The organism is Methylobacterium terricola (genome assembly GCF_006151805.1).
GTDB classification, from domain to species: domain Bacteria; phylum Pseudomonadota; class Alphaproteobacteria; order Rhizobiales; family Beijerinckiaceae; genus Methylobacterium; species Methylobacterium terricola.
In genome coordinates this window covers 71,719-95,595 of the sequence record NZ_VDDA01000013.1, presented here as the reverse complement: position 1 = coordinate 95,595, position 23,877 = coordinate 71,719, and the positions used below count along the sequence as shown (strand labels likewise).

The window sequence follows — 23,877 nt, the reverse complement described above, 5'->3', positions numbered from 1 at the left end:
GGCCGGGGCGCGGCAACCGCCCGCGCGAGCCTTGAGGTGCCCGATGGAGCATGCCGGCGTTCACGACCCGACTCTCGTCGTGCTGTCGATCGCGATCGCGATGCTGGCCTCCTACGTCGCGCTCGACCTTGCCGGCCGGATGCAGGCCGCGATCGGCTGGGTCCGGCAGGCCTGGCTGGCGACCGCGGCCGTCGTGCTCGGCGGCGGCGTCTGGTCGATGCACTTCGTCGGCATGCTGGCCCTCCGCCTGCCGGGCGCCGCGATCACCTACGATCTCGGCCTGACGCTCCTCTCCCTGGGGCTCCCCGTCGCGGTGACGACCGTCGGCCTCGCCATCGCCCAGAGGCCGGGCGGCGGGATGCGGGCGGTCGCCCTGGCGGGGTGCGTGACCGGCCTCGGCATCGTGGGCATGCACTATACCGGCATGGCGGCGATGCGCCTGCCGGCGCCGCCGGATTACGACCCGGCCTGGGTCGCCGCCTCGGTGCTGATCGCGGTCGGGGCCGCCACCGTGGCGATCGGGCTCGCGCGGCGGGAGAGCGGTGCCGGTGCCCGCGTCGTCGGCGCGGGCGCGATGGGGCTCGCCATCGCGGGCATGCACTACGCCGCGATGCGGGGCGTGCATTTCGCCCACGGCGACGACGCCCCGCAGGTCGGCCTGGACGGGGGCTTCGACCAGATCCGCCTCGCCGCGGGCGTCACCGCGGTGACCTTCCTGGTCCTGGCGCTGGCGCTGCTCGCCGCCACGATCGACCGCCGCTTCTCCGAGCAGGCCGCCCGCGAGGCCGCGGCCCTGCGCGCCAGCGAGGAGCGCTACCGCCTGCTCCTGGAAAGCGTGACCGACTACGCGATCTTCATGCTCGACCGCGACGGGGTGGTGGCGAACTGGAATGCCGGCGCCCGCCGCATCAAGGGCTATGAGGCTGAGGAGATCGTCGGCACCCACTTCTCGTGCTTCTACACCGCGGAGGACCGGGAGGCGGGCGTGCCCGGCCGGGCCCTCGCCACCGCGATCGGGAGCGGCAAGTTCGAGGCCGAGGGCTGGCGGGTGCGCCGGGACGGCACGCGGTTCTGGGCCAGCGTCGTCATCGATCCGATCGTCGGCGAGGACGGCCGCCTCGTCGGCTTCGCAAAGGTCACCCGCGACATCACCGAGCGCAAGGCGGCGCAAGAGGCCCTGGAGCAGGCGCAGGCTGCCCTCGCCCAGGCCCGCAAGATGGAGGCTCTGGGCCAGCTCACCGGCGGCGTCGCCCACGACTTCAACAACCTGCTGATGGCGGTGCTGGGCAGCCTGGAACTGATGCGCAAGCGCCTGCCCGACGATCCTCGCCTGCTGCGCCTGCTCGACAACGCCGTCCAGGGCGCCGAGCGCGGTGCGGCGCTGACCCAGCGCATGCTCGCCTTCGCCCGGCGCCAAGAGCTTCGCCCGGAGGCGATCGACCTCGCCCGCCTGGTCCGCGACATGGCCGACCTGCTGCAGCGCTCGACCGGGCCGGGCATGCGCATCGAGACGCGGTTTTCGCCGAGCCTGCCGCGGGCCCTGGTCGATGCCCACCAGCTCGAGCTCGCGCTGCTCAACCTCGTGGTCAATGCCCGCGACGCGATGCCGGAGGGCGGCACCATCGTGGTCGCGGGGCGGCTGGAGCAGCAGGGCGACCGAGAGGGGGAGGGCGGGACCGCCATGCTCTGCCTGTCGGTCACCGATACCGGCACCGGCATGGACGAGGCGACGCTCGCCCGGGCGCAGGAGCCGTTCTTCACCACCAAGGGCGTCGGCAAGGGCACGGGCCTCGGCCTCTCGATGGTGCACGGCCTGGCGGCGCAGTCGCAGGGCCGGCTCGTCCTGCGCAGCCGCCCCGGAAGCGGCACGACCGCCGAGATCTGGCTCCCGGTCGCGGCGGCGGCCGGCCTCGTCGCGGACGCACCGGCCTGGCGGGGCCTCGCGTCCCCGGGCGCGGCCATACCGGTCTCGGTCTCCCGCGTCGTCCTCGTCGTCGACGACGACCCCCTGGTGCTCGAGAACAGCGCCGCGATGCTCGAGGATCTCGGCCACCGGGTGATCGAGGCCCGCTCCGGCCCGGAGGCGCTGGACCTGATGCGCCGCGCCCGCACCCTCGACCTGGTGCTCACCGACCACGCCATGCCGGGCATGACCGGCCTCCAGCTCGCCGCCCGCGTCACGGCCGAGCGGCCCGGCCTCAAGGTGATCCTCGCCACCGGCTATGCCGACCTGTCCCCCGACGATGCGATCGAGCTGCCGCGCCTGGCCAAGCCCTACGACCAGGCGACGCTCGCCCGGATGATCGAGGCGGTGATGCGGGGCGCGGCGCACGAGGCGGCCGGGTCGGGCAAGGTGGTGCCGTTCCCGAAGAGCGCGTGAGGGGCGGGCTGCCCCGGTCTTTCCGCGGTGGTTCCGCCACCCTCCGCGTCGTCCCGCGGCCGCGCAGCGGAACCCGGGATCCCTGACCGCCGACGGGGCCGGACAAAGCGGAATCCGATCCGCCTTGTCCTGAAACCTCGGCGGCTGCGGATCCCGGGGTCCCGGCTGCGCCGGGCCACGGGATGACGTGGCGCGGTGGAACCGTCAGTTCACCTCGACCTCGTTGCGCCACCTCACGCCGCCGGCGCCTTCCGGGCCTTGGCCTCGCGCAGGAGCGCCAGCCCCTCGGGCCCGAGATCGAGGGCGAGGCGCAGGACCTCGTCGGCATAGGCCTGCGGCGTGGTGCCGGCTTGCTTGGCCGCGCGGGCGAGCCGCAGGCCCAATCCGCCCTCGACCGGGATCGCGGTGCCGCGGGGTGCCGGCTCCGCGGTCGGCGCCGCAGCGGCGGGTACGGCCGACGTCCGGGCCGGGGCGATGTCCGGCCGCGGCGGCAGCCCGAGGGCCTGGCGCCGGCCTTGCGCCGCCAGCCGGTCGGCGCGCTCGTTGCCGGCCTCGCCGGCATGGCCCTTCACCCAGACCCAGCGCACGTCGCGCCGCGCCGCCAGCTCGTCGAGGCGCTGCATCAGCTCGACGTTCTTCACCGGGCCGGTGGTGGTGCGCCAGCCCTTGAGCTTCCAGCCGCGGATCCACTCGGTGACCGACTTCACCACGTACTGGCTGTCGCACCGCATCTCGATCGCGGCGCCCTCGGGGAAATGCTCCAGCGCCCGGATCGCCGCGGTCAGCTCCATGCGGTTGTTGGTGCTCTGCGTCTCGCCGCCGCACAGCTCGACCGGCCCCTCCGGCGCCTGAATCACCACGCCCCAGCCGCCCGGGCCGGGATTGGGATCGCAGCCGCCGTCCGCATACACGATGGTTCGCATGGCTGCCTTTTGCTCGCACGTCACGACGGAACGCGGCCGCGCCCCACCCCTGACGGGTCGCGGGCTGCCGGCCGCGCGGGCACATTCGGCCCGGAATGGTGAACAAATACCCAGGCGGCCGGCACCGCAACCCGGCAGGCGCTGGCACGGCGCTTGCGGCACGGCCAGGATGCGCGATGATGAGGCGCCGGTCCGACGCAGGGGCGTCGCAGTCGGCTCCTCCGCCTTGACCCTCGGATACCGAAAGAAGAGACGCCCCCATGCCAGTCGAGCCCGCCGACGCCGTCGAGGAGATGCTGCCGCCGGCCCGCCTGATACCGCTCGCCGTGCAGCACGTACTGGTCATGTACGCCGGCGCGGTGGCGGTGCCGCTGATCATCGGCCGGGCGCTGGGTCTTCGCCCCGAAGAGGTCGCCTTCCTGATCAGCGCCGACCTGTTCGCCTGCGGTCTCGCGACCCTGATCCAGTCGGCGGGATTCCCGGGCGTCGGCATCCGCCTGCCGGTGATGATGGGCGTGACCTTCGCGTCGGTCGGCCCGATGCTGTCGATGGCCGCGACGCCGGATGTCGGGTTGCTCGGCATCTACGGCTCGGTGATCGCGGCGGGCGTGTTCGGCCTCCTGGTCGCGCCCTATGTCAGCCGCCTGCTGCCGCTGTTCCCGCCGGTGGTCACCGGCACGATCATCCTGGTCATCGGCATCTCGCTGATGCGGGTCGGCATCAACTGGGCCGGCGGCGGCCAGCCGACGCTGACGAGGATGGTCGACGGCGTGCCCGCCGCCTTCCCGAACCCGAACTACGCCCAGGCCGGCGGTCTCGGCATCGCCTTCCTGGTGCTGCTCCTCATCCTGGCGCTGATCCGCTGGGGGCGGGGCTTCCTCGCCAACGTCGCGGTGCTCGTCGGCATCATCGCCGGCTCCGTCCTGGCGGCGATGCTCGGCCTGATGCATCTCGACAAGGTCGCGGCGGCGCCCTGGTTCGCCCCGGTGCTGCCGTTCCATTTCGGCTGGCCGCAATTCCACCTGGTGCCGATCGCCACGATGTGCGTGGTGATGATCGTGGTGATGATCGAATCGACCGGCATGTTCCTGGCGCTCGGCGAGATCACCGGACGGCCGGTCGGCCAGAAGGACCTCGCCCGGGGCCTGCGCGCCGACGGCCTCGGCACGCTGCTGGGGGGTGTCTTCAACACCTTTCCCTACACCTCGTTCTCGCAGAATGTCGGTCTCGTCGGGGTGACAGGGGTGCGCTCGCGCTTCGTCACGGTCGCGGGCGGCGTCATCATGCTGGCGCTCGGCCTCCTGCCGAAGATGGCGGCCCTGGTCGAGGCGGTGCCGCAGGTGGTGCTGGGCGGCGCGGGCCTCGTCATGTTCGGCATGGTGGCGGCGACCGGCGCCCGCATCCTCACGGCGGTCGATTTCCGCGGCCAGCCGAAGAACCAGTTCGTGGTGGCGATCGCGGTCGGCTTCGGCATGATCCCGCTCGTCGCCCCGACCTTCTTCCGCAACCTGCCGCACGCGCTGCATCCGCTGCTCGAATCGGGCATCCTCCTCGCTTCGATCGCCGCGGTGGTGCTCAACGCCTTCTTCAACGGCGTCGGCAGCACCGAGCAGGCGGGCCGGGATGCGTCGGCCGCGGCCGCTGCGGCCGAGCACGTCTGAGTTCTCTGATCGTACGAGGTACCGATGACCCTGCTGCACAAGACCTACGGCAAGGGCCGGGTGCGGGTGATGCGCGTCCATCGCGACGGCGACCGGCACGAGGTCCGGGAGCTGAGCGTGAAGGCGATGCTGACCGGCGCCTTCGACCGCACCTTCACCGACGCCGACAACAGCCCCACCGTCTCGACCGACACGATCAAGAACGTCGTCTATATCGTCGCCCGCGAGAGCCCGACCCTGCCGGCGGAGGCGTTCTGCCGCGCGGTGGCGCAACGCCTGCTGGACAGCTACGCGCAGATGGAGACCGCCACCGTCACCGGCCACGAGACCCGCTGGAACCGCCTCGCGGTCGACGGCGCGGCCCATGCCCACACCTTCACCCTCGACGGCAACGGCCAGCCCTTCGCCCGGGTCGTCCTGTCCCGCGACGGCGCGAGCGTGGAATCCGGGCTCTCCGGCTTCACCTTCCTGAAGAGCACGGAATCGGGCTGGGCCAACTACGTCAAGGATCCCTACACCACCATCCCCGAGACCCACGACCGCATCGCCGCCACCAGCATGGAGGCGTCCTGGGCGTGGTCCTCGGAGCCTGCCGATTACGAGGCCGCGAACGCGCTGATCCTCGAGACGCTGCTGCGGGTCTTTGCCGGCAGCTACAGCCACAGCCTGCAGGACAGCCTTTACCGGATGGGCACGGCGGCGCTCGCGGCGGTGCCCGAGATCGCGACGATCACGCTCGCCTGCCCGAACAAGCATTACCTGCTGGCGAACCTGGCGCCGTTCGGGATGGACAACCCGAACCAGGTGTTCATCGCGACGGACGAGCCGCATGGGCAGATCGAGTGCACGGTCGGGCGGTGACGACAGACGATCGAACGCTTGCCGTTTTTAAGTGAGCACCACGCCCTTTCCCGGACGACTGGAACGAAGTGGAAGGAGATCCGGGATCCAGCACAAGAAGTCGCGAAGCATCCGCTTCTGTACACCGTTGCAGTCGGCAGAGCCGCTTCGCGGCACATCTCCCCTGGATCCCGGATCTCCTTCCGCTGACGCTGCAGTCGTCCGGGAACGGGGAGGGTGTGGCAGAGACCGTCCCCACCCCCTCAATGCCGCGTCGGGTTCGCCCCCACCGTCTCGGCCGTCAGCCAGTCCACCACCTCGGCAAGCGCCTCCCGCGGCGGCAGGCCGCGGCCTTGCGCCTCGGTGAACAGGGCGAGCTGGCGGTCGGCGCTGGTGCCGCGGGCGACGATCCAGCGGGCGAGGTCGAGCTCGGCCTCGCAGCCCAGGGCCCGGGCATCTCCGGCGACGAGGGCGAGCGTCTCCGCGAGCACCGTCGCCACCGGCCGCGCCGTCCGCGTCTCCTCGCAGACGAAGCTGCCGTGGATGCCGTAGCGCTGTGCCCGCCAGCAATTCTCCGCCGCGATCGCCTGCGAGGCGCCGGTGAGGTCGCGGTGGCGTGCCGGCTCGTCGGCGAGGCGGCGCACCAGGCAACGATACAGAGCCGCGATGGCGACCGCGTCGTCGAGGCGGGTGCAGCTGTCGGCGATGCGCAGGTCGAGGCCGGGGCCGGTCGGCGAGGGGCAGAGCACCCACCAGACGTGGCGCGGATCGTCGATGGCGCCGGCCCCCACCACGGTGTCGAGGTAGCGCGCGTAATCCGCCTCGTCGCGGAACAGGGGCGGCAGCCCGCTGCGGGGCAGTTCCCGCGCGGCGGCGAGGCGGTAGCCGAGGAGCCCGGTGCGCTGCGCCTGCCAGAACGGCGACGAGGTCGAGAGGGCCAGCAGCAGCGGCAGGAACGGCTGGAGGCGGTTCATCAGGTCGATCCGCGACACGCCCGCCGGCACCCCGACCCCAACGCTGAGGCCGCAGACCACGGTGCGGCTGCCAACCATCTGGAGGTCGCGCAGCACCCGGCCCCGGGCGGCCTGGTCGCGCGGGCGCACCCGGCTCCATTGCGCGAGCGGATGCGTGCCCGACGCCATCAGGGCGAGACCCCGGGCCGAAGCCAGCGCCCCGAGGGCGCTGCGCAGCCCCGCGAGCACGCGCCGCGCCTCGGCGAGGTCGCTCACCGGCTCGGTGGCCCAGACCAGCTGCGGCTCCATCAATTCGGCGCGCACCTGCGGGTGGGCGGCCCGGCAGGCGGTGAGGAAGTCGCGGGTGCGGGCCCGGGCGGCGTCGCGCTTGCCCGCATCGTTGATGAACACCTCCTCCTCGAGGGAAATGTCGAATTCCGCTCGCATACGCACAGAACCTCCGGCAACAGCGGGCCGCGGCGGCCGGCTTGCGAATCGGCCGGCACCGCGGGGCGGCCCCGATAGCAGCGCCCGGATTGCGGCGCGAGCCCGGCCGGCCGCCTGTCAGATCGCCGAGCGCCCGTCGCCGAGCACGGCCTGAACCAGGGCCAGCACCGCCACCGCGGCGGTGTCGGCGCGCAGGATGCGCGGGCCGAGCGACAGCCGGACGGTATTGGCGCGCCCCCCGATCACTGCGCGCTCCTCGGGCGTGAACCCGCCCTCGGGTCCGATCACCACCGCCAGCGGCACGGTACGGCGCCCCGATACGCCGGTCCCCGCCGCCGCGGCGCCAGCCTGCGTTAACGCGGCGACCGGATCGGCGACCGGGGCGTCCTCGTCGCAGAACACCAGCAGCCGCTCGGGCGCGAGGGCGGCCACGGCCTCGGCCAGCGGCGTCGCGTCGCGGATCTCCGGCAGGCTCAGGATGCCGCATTGCTCCGCGGCCTCGATCGCGTTGGCGTGGAGCTTGTCGAGCTTGATTCGGTCGCCCTGCGTGCGCCGGGTCACCACCGGCTGGATCAGGCTCGCGCCCATCTCCACCGCCTTCTGGGCGACGTAGTCGAGGCGGGCGGCCTTCAGCGGCGCGAACAGGTAGTGCAGGTCGCCGGCCGAGGTCTGGGGCCGGGTCTGCGCCCGCAGCACGAGGTCGGCCGCCTTGCGGCCGGTCGGCTCGATCTCGGCCCGCCACTCGCCGTCGCGGCCGTTGAACACCAGCACCGGCTCGCCGGTGTCCTTGCGCAGGACCGAGAGCAGGTAATTCGCCTGCGCCCGGTCGAGACTGTGCCGGACGCCCTCCCGCATCGGGATGTCGAGGAAAAGCCGGGGAGCGTTGAAATCGTAGGCCGCCATGCCCGCTCTGCTCGCCGAGGCGGGGGCGGGATGTCAATCGCCGCGTCGCGGCTTCGGGCCTGTGGCCTCGCTGCAACGCATCCGCCCGATGGTGGCCGGGCGTGGAACGAACCGGCCGTCCCCGCATGATGGCGCCACATTCCTGTGCAGAAAGCGCAGCAAGGCCGAGAGCGGCAAGGAAGTCTTACGCTATGCCGGGCGCCAGGCGCGGCCGCGCTCGCATAGACGCGGAAATCATGGACGCCGACATGGTGGGGCCGGAGCTTTGGGGGGTTGGGAGATGACTCGCATGCGTGTGACCGTGGCGGCGCTGGCCGGAAGCCTGCTCGGCGCGACGCTGCTCGGCGGGGCCGCCCAGGCCCAGGGCGCGGATTGCTCGACGATCCAGAAGACCCTCACCGAGCGCAAGGACATCGTCGGCAAGGTCAACGCCGCCTCCCAGGGCAAGAAGGCGAAGATCACCGCGGCGGCCGCCTGCACCCTGTTCACCAAGCTCCAGGCCAACGGCACCGAGGGCCTGAAGTGGATCAGCGCCAACAAGGATTGGTGCTCGATCCCGGATTCCTTCGTCGAGGGCTTCAAGGCCGATCACGGCCGGGTCTCGACCCTGCGCACCAAGGTCTGCCAGGCGGCCGTGCAGCAGGCGGCGATGGAGAAGAAGGCCCGCGCCATGCAGGCGCAGCAGCAGCAGCAGGGCGGCGGCGGCCTTCTCGGCGGGCCCGGCCTGACCGGCAGCTTCCGGGTGCCGCAGGGCGCCCTGTGAGCCCGGCCGCGATGACGGCGCCGATCGTCCGCGCCCTCGCATGAGCCTGACGCCCGACCGCCCGGTCGCCGACGCGGTCACCGGGCACTGGGTCGACCGGCATGCGCCCGAGGCCGTGCGGCCTTACCTGCGGCTGGCCCGCATCGAGCGGCCGATCGGCTGGTGGCTGCTGCTGCTGCCGTGCTGGTGGTCGGCGGCGCTGGCGGCCATCGCGGCCGGCCAGCCGGGCCCGAGCCTGTGGCACCTCGCGCTGTTCCTGATCGGCGCGGTCGCCATGCGGGGGGCGGGCTCGACCTACAACGACATCGCCGACCGCGACCTCGACGCCCGCGTCGAGCGCACCCGCCTGCGGCCGCTGCCCTCCGGGCGCATCCGCGTGCGCCACGCCCTGATCTTCTTGGTGCTGCAGGCGCTGGTCGGCCTCGCGGTGCTGCTGCAATTCAACCGGACGGCGATCCTCGTCGGCCTCGCCTCGCTCGCGCCGGTCGCGATCTACCCGTTCATGAAGCGGGTGATGCCGGTGCCGCAAGTCGTGCTCGGCCTCGCCTTCGCCTGGGGCGCCCTGATGGGCTGGGTCGCCCTGCTCGGCCGCCTCGACGCCCCGGCCTACTGGCTCTATGCCGGCACCATCGCCTGGGTGATCGGCTACGACACGATCTACGCGGTGCAGGACATCGAGGACGACGAGATCGCCGGCATCAAGTCCTCCGCCCGCTTCTTCGGCGCCTGGGTGCGCCTCGCGGTGGCGGGCTGCTTCCTGGCCTGCGTGCTCTGCATCGGCCTCGCCCTGTCCGGGGCCGGGGCCGGTCCGATCGGTCTGTCCGGGCTCGCGCTGTTCGCCGGCCACCTCGCCTGGCAGGTCTGGCGGCTCGATCCGCGCGACGGCGCGGAGGCGTTGCGGCTGTTCCGCTCCAACCGCGATACGGGACTGATCCTGTTCTGCGGCCTCACGCTGGATGCGATCTGGCAGGGCCTGATGTAGGCCTCGCCGCCACGGCGCTCAGAGGCCCCCGCCGTCGGTCATCAGCGCCTCGTCGCGGTACACCAGCGGGCGCAGCGGCAGCCGGGCGGTCTTGCGGCGGGTGAGGAAGCGCGGCCGGCGATGGGCGAGCAGGCCGTGGCGGCGGCGGATGCGGATCGCGCCGAGCTTCAGCCGGCCGACCTGCTGGCCCATCGGGGCGACGGCGCCGTCCTCCTGGATCACCACCATCGGCAGCCCGGTCTCGGCGCCGAGGCGCCGCCACACCGCCACGACCTCGTCGTCGCCGTAGAGGCCGAGGGACATCAGCGGATCGCCGCTGCGGTCGAGCACCATCACGGCGAAGCGGTCCTCGCCGGCCGCGTCGCTGGCATCGCCGTCGAGGCAGAGGGCGAGGCTGCCGGCGGCGCTGGCACCGGGCATCGATCCGACGATCGGCAGCGCCGACGGCTCGGCCTGGACCGGGCCGCGGTGGATGACCGGGAGCTCCACGTCGCGGCGGGCGGCGTTGCTGCTCGAAGACCGGCGGTTCGAAGAGGGGAATCTGGTGACCATGGTTCTGCTCGACGCCCTGTCCGCGTGAGGCGGCGACCTCTGTCGTGTCGTCCGCTGTTGTCACGATAGTGGACCCGCTCCGGCTCAGAACGCCTTAAAAGGCAGCGTTAAGCGATAGTTGGCGCGGCACAGATGAGCCGAATGCTCAACGGATCCTTGTCGCGACCCGATTCATTTATCGTTCACCGCCAGAAGACGGCGTCCCGGTGGTGCGAAACGCTTCGCTAAGACAATGCGGCATCGCCGCTGCGAAGTCCGGGGCGACGAATCCTTGTGGCGCCCGGTGCCGGGGCCTACAACGGAGGGACCGAGCCCCGTGCTCAACCCGTGCCCGCCGCGGGGCCGCCGGGCGCCCCCCTCGACTCCCCCCTCGAAACCGTGGCGGCTGACCCATGCCCCTTCCCGACGACGTGCGCCCGCTCCTGCCCCAGGTCCGGGCCATCATCCGCGAGGCCGCCCTGCTGGCGCTGCCGTATTTCCGGCAGGGCGAGCGCACCAGCGCCCGGGTCTGGAACAAGGCCGGCGGCTCGCCGGTGACCGAGGCCGACGTGACGGTGGACACCTTCCTGAAGGTGCGCCTGAGCGAGCTGATCCCCGGCGCCGCCTGGCTCTCGGAGGAGACCCGCGACGACCCCGTCCGCCTCGCCCACGACCTCGTCTGGATCGTCGACCCGATCGACGGCACCCGCGCCTTCCTGTCGGGCGATCCCGACTGGTCGATCGCCGTGGCGCTCCTGGCCGGCGGCGAGCCGGTGCTCGGCCACGTTGCCGCGCCGGTCACCGGGACGCTCTACGAGGCGGTGGCCGGGGAGGGGGCGACGAAGGACGGCGCGCCGATCCGGGTTTCGGGCCAGCAGGCGCTCGCCGGCGCCCGGGTGACCGGTCCGAAGCCGATGGCCGACCGGCTCGAGCGTCAGGCCGGCCTCGACGGGACGCCCGGCGCGCTGGTGCGGCTGCCCCGGATCCCGTCATTGGCTCTGCGCCTGGTGCGGGTGGCGGAGGGGCTGGTCGATGTCGGCCTGGTCTCGTCGGATGCCCGCGACTGGGACCTCGCCGGCGCCGACCTGATCCTGCGCGAGGCCGGCGGCGCGGTGCTCGGCCTCGACGGCCGGGTCCCGGTCTACAACCGGCGCGAGCCGATTCACGGCGAGCTGGTGGCGCTGCCGCAGGCGCTGCGGGAGGCGGTGCTGTCTGGGTTGGGGTGAGGCGCGAATCGGCGCGATGCCCCTCGGCCAGGCGTTCGCAGCCAGACGTCGACGGTCGTGACGCCCTCCACCTCATCCCGGGGCCGCGGAGCGGAGCCCGGGACCCCAATCCGCCGAGCGGAAGAGGTTGGGCGGGATGCGGAGCGGGGGAATCCGGCTTGCGCGCATGAGGCGCGCCGCTACCGCGATTCCCGCTTCTCCAGGGCCGTCTTCACCTGCTTCAGCTGATCGAACACCACGCTCGGCGTCGTCCCGAAGAACGCGAAGCCCGCATTGATCGCCCAGAAGCCGGCGAGCAGGATCAGCGGCACCAGGATCCAGCCGAGGATCTCCTCGCCGATCTTGCGGCGGCGGCGGCGCTGCCGGCGCTTCTCGCGGCGGGTCAGCTTCGGGGAGGGCGGGGTCACCGTCGCGGCCGGGGCGAGGGGACCCTCGTTCAGATCACCGCTCATGGGGATCGTCTCACGTTTCCTGGCGCCAAGAGCCAAAAGCCCCGCGCATCCATCACCGGGCCAGCGGACCGTCAGGATCCGCCAGGGCCTCAAACGCAGATCCCGGCGGGGAGGCCCCGCCGGGATCTGCGCGTCTCGATGAGCCTCATACACGGGAGGCGAGTGAGGATCGAGGGGGGAGCCCTCGATCCCGTCCGGGTCAGGCCCGGACCAGAGGCACCTTCGGCACCGTGCGGACCCCGCCGCCACCGTCGCCCGATCCGCCGTCCTTCGGCTTCTTCGGCGCGGCGCGCGGGCGCTTCTGCTTCTTGGCGGCACTCTTGCCCGCCTTCTTGGCCGCGATCGTCACGTCCTTCTCGGGCCGCGGCATCACCGGGCCGGCCGGGAAGACGAAGCCGAGGCTCGGCTTCTCGCCGTCGGGCCGCTTGACGATCACCCGGACCGCGCCGCCATCCTTCAGCTTGCCGAACAGCACCTCGTCGGCGAGCGGGGTCTTGATGGTCGACTGGATCAGCCGGGCCATCGGGCGGGCGCCCATGGCCTCGTCGTAGCCGTTCTCGACCAGCCAGTCCCTCGCCTCGTCGGAGAGCTCGATGGTGACGTTGCGGTCGGCGAGCTGCGCCTCGAGCTGGAGGACGAACTTGTCGACGACCTTGGCCACCACCTCCTTCGGCAGGTGGCCGAAGGACACGGTCGCGTCGAGGCGGTTGCGGAATTCCGGGGCGAACAGGCGGTTGATCGCCTCCTGGTCGTCGCCGGTGCGCTTGTTCTGGGTGAAGCCGAACGCCGCCTTGGCGAGGTCGGCCGCGCCCGCATTCGTCGTCATGATGATGATGACGTTGCGGAAATCGACCTGCTTGCCGTTATGGTCGGTCAGCTTGCCGTGGTCCATCACCTGCAACAGGATGTTGAACAGGTCCGGGTGGGCCTTCTCGATCTCGTCGAGCAGCAGCACGCAATGCGGGTGCTGGTCGATGCCGTCGGTGAGCAGGCCGCCCTGGTCGAAGCCGACATAGCCCGGAGGGGCGCCGATCAGCCGCGAGACGGTGTGCCGCTCCATGTATTCCGACATGTCGAAGCGCAGCATCTCGACGCCGAGGCTCGAGGCGAGCTGCTTGGCGGCCTCCGTCTTGCCGACGCCGGTCGGGCCGGCGAACAGGTAGGCGCCGATCGGCTTGTCGGGGTCGCGCAGGCCCGCCCGGGCGAGCTTGATCGAGGCGGTCAGCGCGTCGATGGCGGCGTCCTGGCCGTAGACCACCCGCTTCAGGTTGTCGGTGAGGTGGGCGAGCACCTCCGCGTCGTCCTTCGACACGGTTTTCGGCGGGATGCGGGCCATCGTGGCGATGGTCGCCTCGATCTCCTTCACGCCGATCGTGCGCTTGCGCCGCCCTTCCGGCACCAGCATCTGCGAGGCGCCGGTCTCGTCGATCACGTCGATCGCCTTGTCCGGCAGCTTGCGGTCGTTGATGTAGCGGGCCGACAGCTCGACCGCGGCCTTGACAGCTTCAGTCGTGTACTTGAGCTTGTGGAACTCCTCGAAGGACGGACGCAGGCCCTTGAGGATCTCGATCGCGTCCGGGATCGACGGCTCGTTGACGTCGATCTTCTGGAAGCGGCGCACCAGCGCCCGGTCCTTCTCGAAGTACTGGCGGTACTCCTTGTAGGTGGTCGAGCCGATGCAGCGCAGCGCGCCGGAGGCGAGCGCGGGCTTCAGGAGGTTCGAGGCGTCCATCGCACCGCCCGAGGTCGCACCGGCACCGATCACCGTGTGGATCTCGTCGATGAACATGATGGCGTTCGGATGCGCCTCGATCTCCTTCATCACCTGCTTGAGGCGCTCCTCGAAGTCGCCGCGGTAGCGGGTGCCGGCGAGCAGCGTGCCCATGTCGAGGGAGAACACGGTCGCGTCGGCCAGGACCTCCGGCACCTCGTGCTGGATGATCTTGCGGGCCAGACCCTCGGCGATCGCCGTCTTGCCGACGCCGGGATCGCCGACGAGCAGCGGGTTGTTCTTCTGCCGGCGGCAGAGAACCTGGATCGTGCGCTGGACCTCGTTCTCGCGGCCGATCAGCGGGTCGATCTTGCCCTCGCGGGCCTTCTTGTTGAGGTTGACGCAATAGGCGTCGAGCGCGTCACCCTTCTTCTTCTGGCCGCCGCGCTCGTCCTCGGCCCCGCTGGGACGTTCCGTCGGACCCTCCTCGTCGGCGCCGCGCACCGGCTTGCCCTCGGACAGGCCGGGGCGCTTGGCGATGCCGTGGCTGATGTAGTTGACCGCGTCGTAGCGGGTCATGTCCTGCTCTTGCAGGAAGTAGGCGGCGTGGCTCTCGCGCTCGGCGAAGATCGCCACCAGCACGTTGGCGCCGGTGACCTCCTCGCGGCCCGAGGACTGCACGTGGATCACCGCGCGCTGGATCACGCGCTGGAACCCCGCCGTGGGCTTGGCGTCCTGCCGTCCGTCGCCGGTGAGGTTGGCGAGCTCGGTGTCGATGTACTCGACGAGGTTGCGCTTCAGCAGGTCGACGTCGACGTTGCAGGCCCGCATGACCGCGGCCGCGTCCTGGTCGTCGACCAGCGCCAGCAGGAGGTGCTCGAGGGTCGCGTATTCGTGCCGGCGCTCGCCGGCCAGCGCCAGGGCGCGGTGGAGAGCTTGTTCAAGGCTGCGTGAGAAGCTGGGCAAAGCGGGCCTCTTTGCTGGTGCCTGTCTTAGTTAACGCTCGTCTCGGCGATTGCCTATTTCTTTTCCATAACGCATTGTAGAGGATGTTGGTGTTTCCGAGCAAAGTCCATGACCTGCGTCACCTTGGTCTCCGCGACCTCGTAGGTGAAGATGCCGCACTCGCCGACGCCGTTCTGGTGGACGTGCAGCATGATGCGGGTCGCGTCCTCCCGCGACTTGTTGAAGAACCGCTCCACGACGTGGACGACGAACTCCATCGGCGTGTAGTCGTCGTTGAGGAGCAGCACGCGGTAGAGGTTGGGCCGCTTGGTGCGCGGCTTCGTCCGCGTGATCACGGCGGTTCCCGATCGACCGTCGCCGTTACCGTTCCCGGGTGCGCGGGGATTGGCCGCGACCGGCCTGGTGGAGGGTTTTCCCTGCCTCGGGACCTGAGCCATCTGAATCGTACCGACCTCGCTCTGGCGACCGCGCCGAACCGCACCGGCCCTCTCGCAAGGAGGCCGGAGCGTGTCGCGGAAAGGCAGCCTATCACGTCGGCTGCCGGTGCCGAGCCTAATCTATAGGCCGAGTCTGCGCTTCGCCAGTCGGCTGCGCGCTCTTGTCGTGCCGGCCCATGCGAGACCCCTGAAAACGCAGCGCGGCCGGCACGGGGATCCGTGCCGGCCGCGGGAGGCGTCGAACCTGGGCGACGGGCGGCCATGCCGGCCGCGCGATCCCGTCGAGGAGGGGCGGCCGCGCCGGCCGCCCGTCTCTCTGCTTACGCGGCGTCCCGCGCGGCGTCGAAGGCCTTGCCGGCCTCGTCCTGGGCCTTGTTCATGCCGTCCTTGGCCTGCTCGAAGGCGCGGCCCTGCGCCTTGAAGGCCTGGTCCTGGAACTTCGCGGCCTGCTGCTGCGCCTGCGAGACGAAGCCCTCGAACGGCTTCGCCATCTCCTTGGCGAGGTTCTGGTAGAGCTCGGACATCTTCTGGCTCTGGGCCACGGCGCGCTCGTACGAGGCCTTCATGTACTCGGTCTGGATCTCGACCGCCTTGTCGAGCGAGCGCACGCCGGCGAGCTTCTCGAGGGTGGCGGTGCCGTGCTCGAAGGACTGCTTGGCGAAGTCGGTGGCCTCGACGGCGATCGCCTGGCTGGCCTTCGACAGGGTGCCGAAGCTGCGCAGCATCGCGTCCATGCCGTCCTTGCCGAACTTCTGGGCCGCCTCGGCCTGCTTCTCGACCTGCTGGCTGATGTTCTGGTTCATGATGGCGTGGCGCCCTCGACGGGCGCTCCTTCTCGCGCGGCGGAGAGAGCAGTGCGGGGCGCCCGCGCGGCGCGCCCCGTCGCAGGCAATATGTGCAGCGCACAAAATTCGTCAAGAGCCGTTGTGCGTCGCACAATGACGCGAATCCGAGCGTCGGAATTCGTCGGCGATTAACCGGGGCGTAACCGCGCCTGCCTAGCCTGATTGACAGTGATGCCGCTGCGCCACGCCGTTCTCGTGGGGCGCCTGCGGTCCAGGGCGCCACCGCCGTCGCGGGCGTCCTCTTTCAGTCGAACGGGGTAGTCGCGTGATGCGTTGCGTTCACGGCCAATCTGGACCCGCGCTGCCGGCCGTGCTCGCCGCCGCGGCGGTGCTGACGGCGCTCACCGCCTCGCCCGCCGAGGCGCGCCGGCGCGCCCATCACGGCGGCGGCGGTGGCTACAACCCGCCCTACGCGGCGATGGTGGTCGACGCCAAGACCGGCCGCGTGATGCATGCGGTCAACGAGGATGCCCTGCGCCATCCGGCCTCCATCACCAAGGTGATGACGCTCTACCTGCTGTTCGAGCAGCTCGAGCGCGGCAAGATGGATCTCGACACGCCGCTGACGGTCTCCGCCAACGCCGCCCGCCAGCCGCCCTCGAAGCTCGGCGTGCGCCCGGGCTCGACCGTCACGGTCGAGGAGGCGATCAAGGCGCTGGTGACTAAGTCCGCCAACGACATCGCCTGCGCCATCGGCGAGAACATCGCCGGCTCCGAGCCGGCCTTCGCCGAGATGATGACCCGGAAGGCGCATGCCCTCGGCATGAGCCGCACGCACTACGCCAACGCCTCGGGCCTGCCGGATTCCGACCAGATCACCACCGCCCGCGACCTGACGATCCTCGCCCGCGCGGTGCAGGACCGGTTCCCGAAATATTACCGCTACTTCCAGACCCGCTCGTTCGCCTTCAAGGGCCGGGTGATCGGCAACCACAACCATCTCCTCGGCCGGGTCGAGGGCGTGGACGGCATCAAGACCGGCTATACCCGCGATTCGGGCTTCAACCTGATGACCTCGGCGCGCACCGGCGACCGCCACATCGTGGCGGTCGTGCTCGGCGGCAAGTCGGTGGCGAGCCGCGACAACATCATGGCCAAGCTCGTCCAGGCCAACCTGCCGGTGGCCTATGCGGGCGCCCGCACGAGCGCGCCGGTGGTCGAGGTGGCCGAGCGGCCGCGCCCCGCCGTGGTGGCCGAGCGCCCGGTCGCGACCCGCACCCTCGTGGCGTCGGCCGACGAGGACGACGCCGTCGAGACCACGAACTCCACCGGCCAGCCCCTCGACATCGCGCCCCGCGGCGGCGCGACGCCGAAGTGGCGCGCCGGCGCGGCCGGCATGCCGGCGAGCGCCCAGGCCTACGCGCCGGCCGCCGCAGCGCCGGCCTTCCCGGCGCCGGGCGGAAAGTACGCCTCGCGCCTGCCGGCCTCCGAGCCCGGCGAGGTCCGGGCGCCCGCTCCCCGCGAGGCCGCGGCGCCGGCCCCGAAGCCCGTTACGGTGTCGCCCTGGGTGATCCAGCTCGGCGCGATGGACGACGAGGGCAAGGCCAAGTCGATGCTCGCCGAGGCGCGCCAGCGCGGAGGCGGAGCGCTCGGAAAGGCCGCGCCGTTCACCGAGAAGGTGACCCATGGCGGCACCACGCTCTACCGCGCCCGCTTCTCCGGGTTCTCCGAGGCGGAAGCCGCGCAGGATGCCTGCCGGGCGCTGAAGCGCAACGGCTTCACCTGCTTCGCGACGCGGAGCTAGCATCTTACCCTCCCCGGCGATCCCGGGCCTCCCCGGCATCGCTGCCGCGCGTGGGGAGGGGTCGGGGGTGGGGATGGCGCCGCGTATGGCTCAACGGTGCATTCTGTACCGCACCCAACCCCCTCACCCCGCCCCACAGGGGGAGGGGACGCGCTCCGGACCGGAGCGCATCGGCTCGTCAGCCGCGCAAAGACACTCTCGAACACATCCCCGCCGCGGCGCGTCCCTGCCGCGGCTCCGTCGACACGCGCGTGGAGCATCAGCGATGTCGGTTGAGCAGAAAGTCCTTGGCCGCGTTGACGCGGGCCGCCAGGTAGTCGGACCCGCCCTGGTCCGGGTGAAGCCGCTTCATCAGGGTACGGTGCGCCCGGCGCACCTCCTCGAGGGGCGCCCCGCGCTGAAGCCCCAGGATCTGATAGGCCTCCTCCTCCGTCATCGGCCCTGGCTGCGCCGCACCGCCCGGCCGCGGGTCGCGATCAGCCTGAGCGTCTACGCGCCATCCGGCAAACCGGCGGTCCAGATAAGCCTCTAGCAGGCGGGCGCCGTCGGGGTCGCCCGCGCGGCACTCCGCCAGGAGGGCGGTCAGGCGCGGCAGCGGCAGGCCGTCGAGCCCCTGTCCGGCGAGGGAGCCGGCCAGCACCGTGCCGCGCATCGCCCCGCTGGCATGGTCGAGCTCCATCTCCAGCATCGCCGAGCGCACCCGCGAGGTGGCGCCCGGCGAAGCGGCGCCCTGGCGCCAGGGCATGGCGCGGCCGAGGCCGAAGGGCAGGGGAGAGCCCTGGCGCCAGCCGAGCAGCCAGGCGCCGCCGAGGCCGAGCGCCCCGGCCATGTCGAAACGCCCGCGCAGGAACAGGAAGGCGGCCGCCGCGAGGGCGAGCCAGCCGCCGGCCTGGCGGATCACCCGCGCGATCGTCGCGGGATTCGCCGTCGCGTAGTGGCGGCCGAGCCACGACAGGCCGACGAGGACCAGGACACCGAGGCCGAGGGCTATCATCCGTTGCTCTAAACCGTCAGGCTCGCGCGGTCGCGGGAGAACCCGTCTTACCCGCCGGTCATGCCGGCGAGGAGCCGGCGCGCCGCCGCATCTCCATGCGCGGCCAGCCGCAATCCGTCGAGTCCTCGGGTGGCGTAGATCGCCGCGGCGCGCAGCAGCGCCGCCAGCACGTCGGGTGCCGTGAGGTCGAACCGGGCCGAGGCTCCGCCGCTCAGGCGGGCGATCTCCGCGAAACCGGCGGCGACCGCCGGATCCGGCCCCTCGTGGAAGCAGAAGGCCGGCAGGCCGAGCAATCCGAGTTCGCCCGCGATGCCGCACAGGTCGTCGAGGCTCTCCTCGATCGCGTCGCCGACCAGCACCAGCGCCTTGACCGGGGCGCGCCGGGCCTCGTTGCGGGCATGGCGCAGCACCCGGCCGATCTGCGTCTGTCCGCCCTGGCAGGCAACGGCCTGCATCAGGCCGGTCAGCGCCCTGGCATCGGCGACGAAGCGCGAGGCGCGGCACTCGGAGACGCCACGGAAATAGACCAGCTGCACCGCGAGCCCGCCGAGCCGGGCGGTCGCCTCGAACATCCCGGCCTGGACCCCGCAGGCGAGGTCCCAGGTCGGCTGCCGGCTCATCGTCGCATCGAGGGCGAAGATCAGCCGCGGCGCGTCACCGGACGGTGCGGCGACCTGTCGCGCCGTCTCCAGGAAGGCGTCGACCGCGCCGCTCCGGGGGCGGCCGAGGTCGGACCCGCTCATCGTGCGGTCGCCGGGCGGATCACTGACGCCGGATCGTGCTGGCGGTGAGGGCGTGGACCGAGAACAGCCCGTCCGGATCGGTCCAGACGCGGGCATGCTCCCAGCCGGCGCCGCGGGCGAGCGCCCGGAAGCCCGGCACCGTGTACTTGTAGCTGTTCTCGGTGTGGATCGTCTCGCCGGACGCGAAATGGAACGGCACGCCGGCCACCGTCACGAGCTGGCTCCGCCGGCTCACCAGATGCATCTCGATGCGGCCGAGATTCTCGTCGAAGAAGGCCTGATGCGAGAACGCATCGAGGTCGAAATCGGCGCCGAGCTCGCGGTTGATGCGGGCGAGCAGGTTGAGGTTGAAGGCCGCCGTCACCCCGGCGGAATCGTCGTAGGCCGCATCCAGCACCGCCTTGTCCTTCACGAGGTCGATGCCGACGATGAGGGTGGCGCCGGCGCCGAGCGTGCGGGCGAAGCTGGCGAGCAGGCCCGCCGCCATCTCGGGCTCGAAATTGCCGATCGTCGAGCCCGGGAAGAAGCCGGCCTTCGGCGCGTCCGCCAGGTCGTCGGGCAGCGCGAACGGCTTGGTGAAATCCGCCGCCACCGGCTCGACGCGCAGGCGCGGGAAGTCGCGGCCGAGTTCCTCCGCCTCGCTGCGCAGGAATTCCTCCGAGACGTCGACCGGCACGTAGGCCGCGAGGTCGGTCAGGTGCGGCAGCAGACGGCGGACCTTGGCGGTCGAGCCGCTGCCGAACTCGACGAGGGCCGCACCGGGGGGAAGCCCGGCGCCGATCTCGGGCCCGTCCCGGTCGAGGATCGCGAGCTCGGTGCGGGTGGGATAGTATTCCGGCAGCCGGGTGATCGCCTCGAACAGCTCCGAGCCGCGCCGGTCGTAGAAGTACTTCGCCGAGAGGTGCTTCTTCGGGGCGCTGAGGCCCCCGAGCACGTCCTGCAAAAAGGTCCGGTCGAGGCCGCCGTCGCGCAGGGCGGGCGCCAGGTGAGGAAGCGGGACATTCACGGGCAGACACTCCGAGATCGGGCGGGCCCCCGACAGGGGCCCGCTTCGAGGCGCGCCGCGCCTCACTCCCCGTACCGAGATAGACGCAGGCCGGTGAACTGCCAGCGCTGGTGCGGATAGAAGAAGTTCCTGTAGGTCGGCCGGCTGTGCCCCTGCGGCGTCGCCACCGATGCGCCGCGCAGCACGAACTGGCTGACCATGAACTTGCCGTTGTACTCGCCGAGCGCCCCGGGCAGCGGGCGGTAGCCCGGATAGGCGCTGTAGGCGCTGCGGGTCCATTGCCAGACATGGCCGAAGGCGGCGTCGAGGGAGCCGGACGCCGTCTCCCACTCGGCTTCCGTCGGCAGGTCGCGCCCGGCCCAGCGGGCGAAGGCGTCGGCCTCGTAGTAGCTGACATGCGTCACCGGCAGGGCCGGATCGACGGGCTTCAACCCGGCGAGCGTCATGCTCGACCACACCCCGTCGGCCTGGCGCCAGTAGCCCGGCGCCTCCCAGCCCTCGGCTTGCGCCGCCACATAGCCGTCGGAGAGCCAGAGTTCGGGCTTGGCGTAGCCGCCATCCTGCATGAATTCGAGCCACTCGCCGTTGGTGACGAGGGCGCGGTCGAGGCTGACGGGCCGCAGCAGCACGTCGTGGCGCGGCTCCTCGTTGTCGAAGTGGAAGCCGGAGCCCGCATGCCCCATCTGGGTCACGCCGCCCGGGAGCGCCACGCGGCCCTGCTGCTGCGCCAGGGACGGCCAGCGCCAGCCCTCGTCATAGGCCGGCAGCAGCGGGTTCTGGGCGAAGGCGTGCAGGATGTCGGTGAGCATCAGCTCCTGGTGCTGCTGCTCGTGGTGCAGGCCGATCTCGAGGGTCGCGACGATCTCCGCCAGCTGTCCCTCTCGCGCCTCGGCGATCAGGCCGGCGACCGCATGGTCGACATGGGCCCGGTAGGCCGCCACCTCGTCGCAGGTCGGCCGGGTGACGAGGCCGCGGCTGATCCGCGGCGCGCGCGGGCCCGCCTGCACGTAATAGGAATTGAACAGGTAGAAGAAGCGCTCGTCGAAGACGGTGTAGTTCGGCACCATCGCGGTCAGCAGGAACTGCTCGAAGAACCATGTCGTGTGGGCGCGGTGCCACTTGGTCGGGCTCGCATCCGGCATCGACTGGATCTGCTGGTCCTCCGGCGAGAGCGGGGCGGCGCGGCGCTCGGTCTCGTCGCGGACGTGCCGGAAGGCCGCGATCCAGGCCCCCCGGTCGATCGGGCGGGCATCGGCGGGTGGCGGGGGGAACGCGGGGCGCGTGTCAGGGATCTGCGCGGTCGCGGTCGCTGCCATCGGATCATCCCTCTCGCGTAGACTCGTTGTCCACGATCAACGTTGGGCGGGGGAACGTGTTTCTCCAGCGCGGCGTTACCGCGCAGCTTGAGGCCGGGCGCGTGTGGGCGGCGGGGAGGGCGGGGCCATTTTGCCGCCGCTTTGACCAAGCCTTAACGGTCGCGCCGGACTCTCGCCGGTAATCTCCATACCTCTCGGTCAAGACCTCTCATGCGGTTCGATCTGATGGCCGGCACTGCCGCGGCGCCTCTGGCGCCGATCACCCGGACGCCGGTGGTGCTCGTGTTCGATTCCGGCCTCGGCGGCCTCACGGTACTGGCCGAGGTGCGGCGCGCCCGGCCTGACGCCCGGGTGGTCTACGCTGCCGACGACGCCGCCTTTCCGTATGGCGGCCTCGCCGAGCCGGTGCTGGTCGAGCGGGTGCTCGCCGTCATGCAGCGGTTGATCGCGCTCCATGCCCCCGACCTCGTCGTGGTGGCCTGCAACACCGCCTCGACCCTGGTGCTGCCGGCCCTGCGCCGCCGCTTCGATATCCCGTTCGTCGGCACCGTGCCGCCGATCAAGCCGGCGGCGGCCGCGACCCGCTCGGGCCTCGTCAGCGTGCTTGCCACCCCCGGCACGGTCCGGCGCGACTATACCCGCGATCTCGTCGAGACCTATGCGGCGGGCTGCGCCGTCACGCTGGTCGGCGCCACCGGCCTCGCCTCCCTCACCGAGGCGGCGCTCTCCGGCTTGCCGGTGTCCGATGCCGACCTGTGGGCCGAGATCGGGCCGTGCTTCGTCGAGGGCGCGGCGGGACGCACCGACGTGGTGGTGCTCGCTTGCACCCATTATCCTCTCCTGCTCGCCCGCTACCAGGCGATCGCGCCCTGGCCGGTGACCTGGATCGACCCCGCCCCGGCGATCGCCCGGCGGATGACCCAGCTGATCGGCGGTCCGGTGCGCAGCACCGGCGACGATGTGCCCGGTCCGGTGCTCGCCGCCTTCACCTCCGGCGACCGGCTGACCCCGGCCCTGCGCACGGCGCTCGCCGACCGCGGCATCGCCGAGGTGGCGTTCGAGGCGATGCCGCTCGTGCTGCAGTGAGCCGGCTCCTTTGATCCTGGCGCGACCGATGACGATCGCGGCCGTCCTGCTCGTCGGTCTGCTGGCGCTCTACGGTGCGGTGGTCGCGGCGTTCTGGTGGTTCCAGCGCGCCCTGCTCTATCCGGGGCAGGGCGGGCCCGTCCCGGCGACGACGGCGCGCCTGCCGCCGGAGGTCGAGACGATCACGATCACGACGCCGGACGGCGAGCGCCTGCGCGCCCTGTGGCTGCCGCCGGCCCCAGGCGCCGGCATGGTGGTGAGCGTCCACGGCAACGCCTCGCTGCCCGAATGGCACGCCGAGCGCTTCGCCGCCGGGCCGTGGCGGGCGCACGGCTGGGGCGTGATGGCGCCGGCCTATCGCGGCTATCCGGGCTCGACCGGCCGGCCGAGCGAGGCCGGCCTGATCGCCGATGGCCTCGCGGCCGTGGCGGAGGCGCGGCGGCGCGCGCCGGGGACGCCCCTGCTGCTGCACGGCCATTCCCTGGGTGCGGCGGTCGCCGTCGCGGTGGCGGCCCGGATCGGGGCGGCGGGTGTGCTCGGCCTCTATCTGGAGGCGCCGTTCGACTCGATGACCGCGATGGCCCGCCATCATTTCCGCTTCCTGCCGGCGGGGCTGCTCGCCGACACTTGGCGCTCGGACAGGGTCATCGGTACCGTCGCCGTGCCGATCCTGATCGTCCACGGCGAATCCGATCCGGTGATCCCGGAGAAGTACGGCGCCCGTCTGGCGCGGATCGGCAGGGCCGACTTCGTCGCGCTGCCGGGCGACCACGTCTCGATCCTCGGCGCGCGGGACGCGGAGGCCGAGATACGGTTCCGGCCTGCACCCTGAGTCTTGACCCGAAACGGTTCGTCGCCTAAGAGCGCCCGGTTCGCGGGGCTCCGGTTCGGGGCCCCGCAGCATTTTGCGCACCCGCGAGCGGCTCGTCACGGCCGCTCTGTCGCCCCGGCTTCGGGGGGAGGAGGGC

At 71.8% G+C, this 23,877-nt stretch carries 21 protein-coding genes; 9 read left to right on the top strand and 12 right to left on the bottom strand.

Going from position 1 to position 23,877, the window contains the following annotated elements:
• Positions 1-43: 43 nt before the first annotated feature.
• Positions 44-2,380, top strand: coding sequence for an MHYT domain-containing protein (locus tag FF100_RS23595; protein ID WP_139038210.1), 2,337 nt, complete (start codon positions 44-46; stop codon positions 2,378-2,380).
• Positions 2,381-2,613: 233 nt separating this feature from the next.
• On the opposite strand, the gene rnhA is transcribed toward FF100_RS23595, so the two are convergent.
• Positions 2,614-3,303, bottom strand: coding sequence for a ribonuclease HI (gene rnhA / locus FF100_RS23590; RefSeq protein ID WP_139038209.1), 690 nt, complete (start codon positions 3,301-3,303; stop codon positions 2,614-2,616).
• Between the two features lie 260 nt (positions 3,304-3,563).
• Between rnhA and FF100_RS23585 the strand changes: the two genes are divergently transcribed.
• Together FF100_RS23585 and pucL are read left to right on the top strand one after the other, a co-directional pair.
• Positions 3,564-4,964, top strand: coding sequence for a nucleobase:cation symporter-2 family protein (locus tag FF100_RS23585; protein ID WP_139038208.1), 1,401 nt, complete (start codon positions 3,564-3,566; stop codon positions 4,962-4,964).
• A 24-nt stretch (positions 4,965-4,988) separates the two neighbouring features.
• Entirely contained in the window at positions 4,989-5,825 is an 837-nt protein-coding gene (pucL, locus tag FF100_RS23580; protein ID WP_139038207.1) for a factor-independent urate hydroxylase, read from the top strand.
• Positions 5,826-6,067: 242 nt separating this feature from the next.
• Here the strand turns inward: pucL and FF100_RS23575 are convergent, their stop codons facing one another.
• Positions 6,068-7,204 carry a carboxylate-amine ligase gene (locus tag FF100_RS23575; protein WP_139038206.1) on the bottom strand — a complete coding sequence of 379 codons (1,137 nt, stop codon included), beginning with the start codon at positions 7,202-7,204 and terminating at the stop codon, positions 6,068-6,070.
• Between the two features lie 117 nt (positions 7,205-7,321).
• Positions 7,322-8,107 carry a 16S rRNA (uracil(1498)-N(3))-methyltransferase gene (locus FF100_RS23570; protein WP_139038205.1) on the bottom strand — a complete coding sequence of 262 codons (786 nt, stop codon included), beginning with the start codon at positions 8,105-8,107 and terminating at the stop codon, positions 7,322-7,324.
• Between the two features lie 280 nt (positions 8,108-8,387).
• On the opposite strand from FF100_RS23570, the gene FF100_RS23565 reads away from it, so the two are divergent.
• Together FF100_RS23565 and ubiA are read left to right on the top strand one after the other, a co-directional pair.
• Complete coding sequence (locus tag FF100_RS23565; RefSeq protein ID WP_139038204.1) at positions 8,388-8,870, top strand: hypothetical protein; 483 nt, start codon at positions 8,388-8,390, stop codon at positions 8,868-8,870.
• 40 nt (positions 8,871-8,910) lie between these two features.
• On the top strand, positions 8,911-9,852 hold the full coding sequence (ubiA, locus tag FF100_RS23560; RefSeq protein ID WP_139038203.1) for a 4-hydroxybenzoate octaprenyltransferase: 942 nt from the start codon (positions 8,911-8,913) through the stop codon (positions 9,850-9,852).
• 18 nt (positions 9,853-9,870) lie between these two features.
• On the opposite strand, the gene FF100_RS23555 is transcribed toward ubiA, so the two are convergent.
• On the bottom strand, positions 9,871-10,404 hold the full coding sequence (locus FF100_RS23555; RefSeq protein WP_139038202.1) for a DUF6101 family protein: 534 nt from the start codon (positions 10,402-10,404) through the stop codon (positions 9,871-9,873).
• A gap of 392 nt (positions 10,405-10,796) precedes the next feature.
• Between FF100_RS23555 and FF100_RS23550 the strand changes: the two genes are divergently transcribed.
• Complete coding sequence (locus tag FF100_RS23550; RefSeq protein WP_139038201.1) at positions 10,797-11,609, top strand: inositol monophosphatase family protein; 813 nt, start codon at positions 10,797-10,799, stop codon at positions 11,607-11,609.
• Positions 11,610-11,788: 179 nt separating this feature from the next.
• Here the strand turns inward: FF100_RS23550 and FF100_RS23545 are convergent, their stop codons facing one another.
• The 4 genes from FF100_RS23545 to FF100_RS23530 form a co-directional block, all read right to left on the bottom strand.
• Positions 11,789-12,061, bottom strand: coding sequence for a hypothetical protein (locus FF100_RS23545; RefSeq protein WP_139038200.1), 273 nt, complete (start codon positions 12,059-12,061; stop codon positions 11,789-11,791).
• 199 nt (positions 12,062-12,260) lie between these two features.
• The gene (gene clpA / locus FF100_RS23540) at positions 12,261-14,738 is read right to left on the bottom strand and encodes an ATP-dependent Clp protease ATP-binding subunit ClpA (protein WP_139038199.1); all 2,478 of its coding nucleotides are present in this window, start codon (positions 14,736-14,738) and stop codon (positions 12,261-12,263) included.
• A 53-nt stretch (positions 14,739-14,791) separates the two neighbouring features.
• On the bottom strand, positions 14,792-15,175 hold the full coding sequence (gene clpS, locus FF100_RS23535) for an ATP-dependent Clp protease adapter ClpS (RefSeq protein ID WP_139038198.1): 384 nt from the start codon (positions 15,173-15,175) through the stop codon (positions 14,792-14,794).
• A gap of 320 nt (positions 15,176-15,495) precedes the next feature.
• Positions 15,496-15,978 (bottom strand): phasin family protein, encoded by a 483-nt coding sequence (locus FF100_RS23530; protein WP_139038197.1) that lies wholly within the window; start codon positions 15,976-15,978, stop codon positions 15,496-15,498.
• A gap of 310 nt (positions 15,979-16,288) precedes the next feature.
• On the opposite strand from FF100_RS23530, the gene FF100_RS23525 reads away from it, so the two are divergent.
• Entirely contained in the window at positions 16,289-17,764 is a 1,476-nt protein-coding gene (locus tag FF100_RS23525) for a D-alanyl-D-alanine carboxypeptidase (RefSeq protein ID WP_139038292.1), read from the top strand.
• A 259-nt stretch (positions 17,765-18,023) separates the two neighbouring features.
• Here FF100_RS23525 and FF100_RS23520 read toward each other — a convergent pair whose 3' ends face one another.
• The 4 genes from FF100_RS23520 to egtB form a co-directional block, all read right to left on the bottom strand.
• Positions 18,024-18,758 (bottom strand): DnaJ domain-containing protein, encoded by a 735-nt coding sequence (locus FF100_RS23520; protein WP_139038196.1) that lies wholly within the window; start codon positions 18,756-18,758, stop codon positions 18,024-18,026.
• Between the two features lie 47 nt (positions 18,759-18,805).
• Positions 18,806-19,501, bottom strand: a complete 696-nt coding sequence (locus tag FF100_RS23515; protein WP_139038195.1) for a vWA domain-containing protein — start codon at positions 19,499-19,501, stop codon at positions 18,806-18,808.
• A 19-nt stretch (positions 19,502-19,520) separates the two neighbouring features.
• Positions 19,521-20,507: an L-histidine N(alpha)-methyltransferase gene (gene egtD / locus FF100_RS23510; protein ID WP_139038194.1), complete on the bottom strand. Its 987-nt coding sequence runs from the start codon at positions 20,505-20,507 to the stop codon at positions 19,521-19,523.
• A 62-nt stretch (positions 20,508-20,569) separates the two neighbouring features.
• A complete protein-coding gene (gene egtB / locus FF100_RS23505) occupies positions 20,570-21,823 on the bottom strand; it encodes an ergothioneine biosynthesis protein EgtB (protein WP_139038193.1) in 1,254 nt (417 codons plus the stop codon).
• Between the two features lie 210 nt (positions 21,824-22,033).
• Between egtB and murI the strand changes: the two genes are divergently transcribed.
• Positions 22,034-22,909: a glutamate racemase gene (gene murI, locus FF100_RS23500; RefSeq protein ID WP_139038192.1), complete on the top strand. Its 876-nt coding sequence runs from the start codon at positions 22,034-22,036 to the stop codon at positions 22,907-22,909.
• Positions 22,910-22,937: 28 nt separating this feature from the next.
• On the top strand, positions 22,938-23,741 hold the full coding sequence (locus FF100_RS23495; RefSeq protein WP_139038191.1) for an alpha/beta hydrolase: 804 nt from the start codon (positions 22,938-22,940) through the stop codon (positions 23,739-23,741).
• The last annotated feature ends 136 nt before the right edge of the window (positions 23,742-23,877 follow it).

Bases quoted from the DNA above. Each gene is read 5' to 3' on its own strand.
- FF100_RS23595 (WP_139038210.1), top strand. From the start codon at position 44: ATGGAGCATGCCGGCGTTCACGACCCGACTCTCGTCGTGCTGTCGATC.
- rnhA (WP_139038209.1), bottom strand. From the start codon at position 3,303: ATGCGAACCATCGTGTATGCGGACGGCGGCTGCGATCCCAATCCCGGC.
- FF100_RS23585 (WP_139038208.1), top strand. From the start codon at position 3,564: ATGCCAGTCGAGCCCGCCGACGCCGTCGAGGAGATGCTGCCGCCGGCC.
- pucL (WP_139038207.1), top strand. From the start codon at position 4,989: ATGACCCTGCTGCACAAGACCTACGGCAAGGGCCGGGTGCGGGTGATG.
- FF100_RS23575 (WP_139038206.1), bottom strand. From the start codon at position 7,204: ATGCGAGCGGAATTCGACATTTCCCTCGAGGAGGAGGTGTTCATCAAC.
- FF100_RS23570 (WP_139038205.1), bottom strand. From the start codon at position 8,107: ATGGCGGCCTACGATTTCAACGCTCCCCGGCTTTTCCTCGACATCCCG.
- FF100_RS23565 (WP_139038204.1), top strand. From the start codon at position 8,388: ATGACTCGCATGCGTGTGACCGTGGCGGCGCTGGCCGGAAGCCTGCTC.
- ubiA (WP_139038203.1), top strand. From the start codon at position 8,911: ATGAGCCTGACGCCCGACCGCCCGGTCGCCGACGCGGTCACCGGGCAC.
- FF100_RS23555 (WP_139038202.1), bottom strand. From the start codon at position 10,404: ATGGTCACCAGATTCCCCTCTTCGAACCGCCGGTCTTCGAGCAGCAAC.
- FF100_RS23550 (WP_139038201.1), top strand. From the start codon at position 10,797: ATGCCCCTTCCCGACGACGTGCGCCCGCTCCTGCCCCAGGTCCGGGCC.
- FF100_RS23545 (WP_139038200.1), bottom strand. From the start codon at position 12,061: ATGAGCGGTGATCTGAACGAGGGTCCCCTCGCCCCGGCCGCGACGGTG.
- clpS (WP_139038198.1), bottom strand. From the start codon at position 15,175: ATGGCTCAGGTCCCGAGGCAGGGAAAACCCTCCACCAGGCCGGTCGCG.
- FF100_RS23530 (WP_139038197.1), bottom strand. From the start codon at position 15,978: ATGAACCAGAACATCAGCCAGCAGGTCGAGAAGCAGGCCGAGGCGGCC.
- FF100_RS23525 (WP_139038292.1), top strand. From the start codon at position 16,289: ATGCGTTGCGTTCACGGCCAATCTGGACCCGCGCTGCCGGCCGTGCTC.
- FF100_RS23520 (WP_139038196.1), bottom strand. From the start codon at position 18,758: ATGATAGCCCTCGGCCTCGGTGTCCTGGTCCTCGTCGGCCTGTCGTGG.
- FF100_RS23515 (WP_139038195.1), bottom strand. From the start codon at position 19,501: ATGAGCGGGTCCGACCTCGGCCGCCCCCGGAGCGGCGCGGTCGACGCC.
- egtB (WP_139038193.1), bottom strand. From the start codon at position 21,823: ATGGCAGCGACCGCGACCGCGCAGATCCCTGACACGCGCCCCGCGTTC.
- murI (WP_139038192.1), top strand. From the start codon at position 22,034: ATGCGGTTCGATCTGATGGCCGGCACTGCCGCGGCGCCTCTGGCGCCG.
- FF100_RS23495 (WP_139038191.1), top strand. From the start codon at position 22,938: ATGACGATCGCGGCCGTCCTGCTCGTCGGTCTGCTGGCGCTCTACGGT.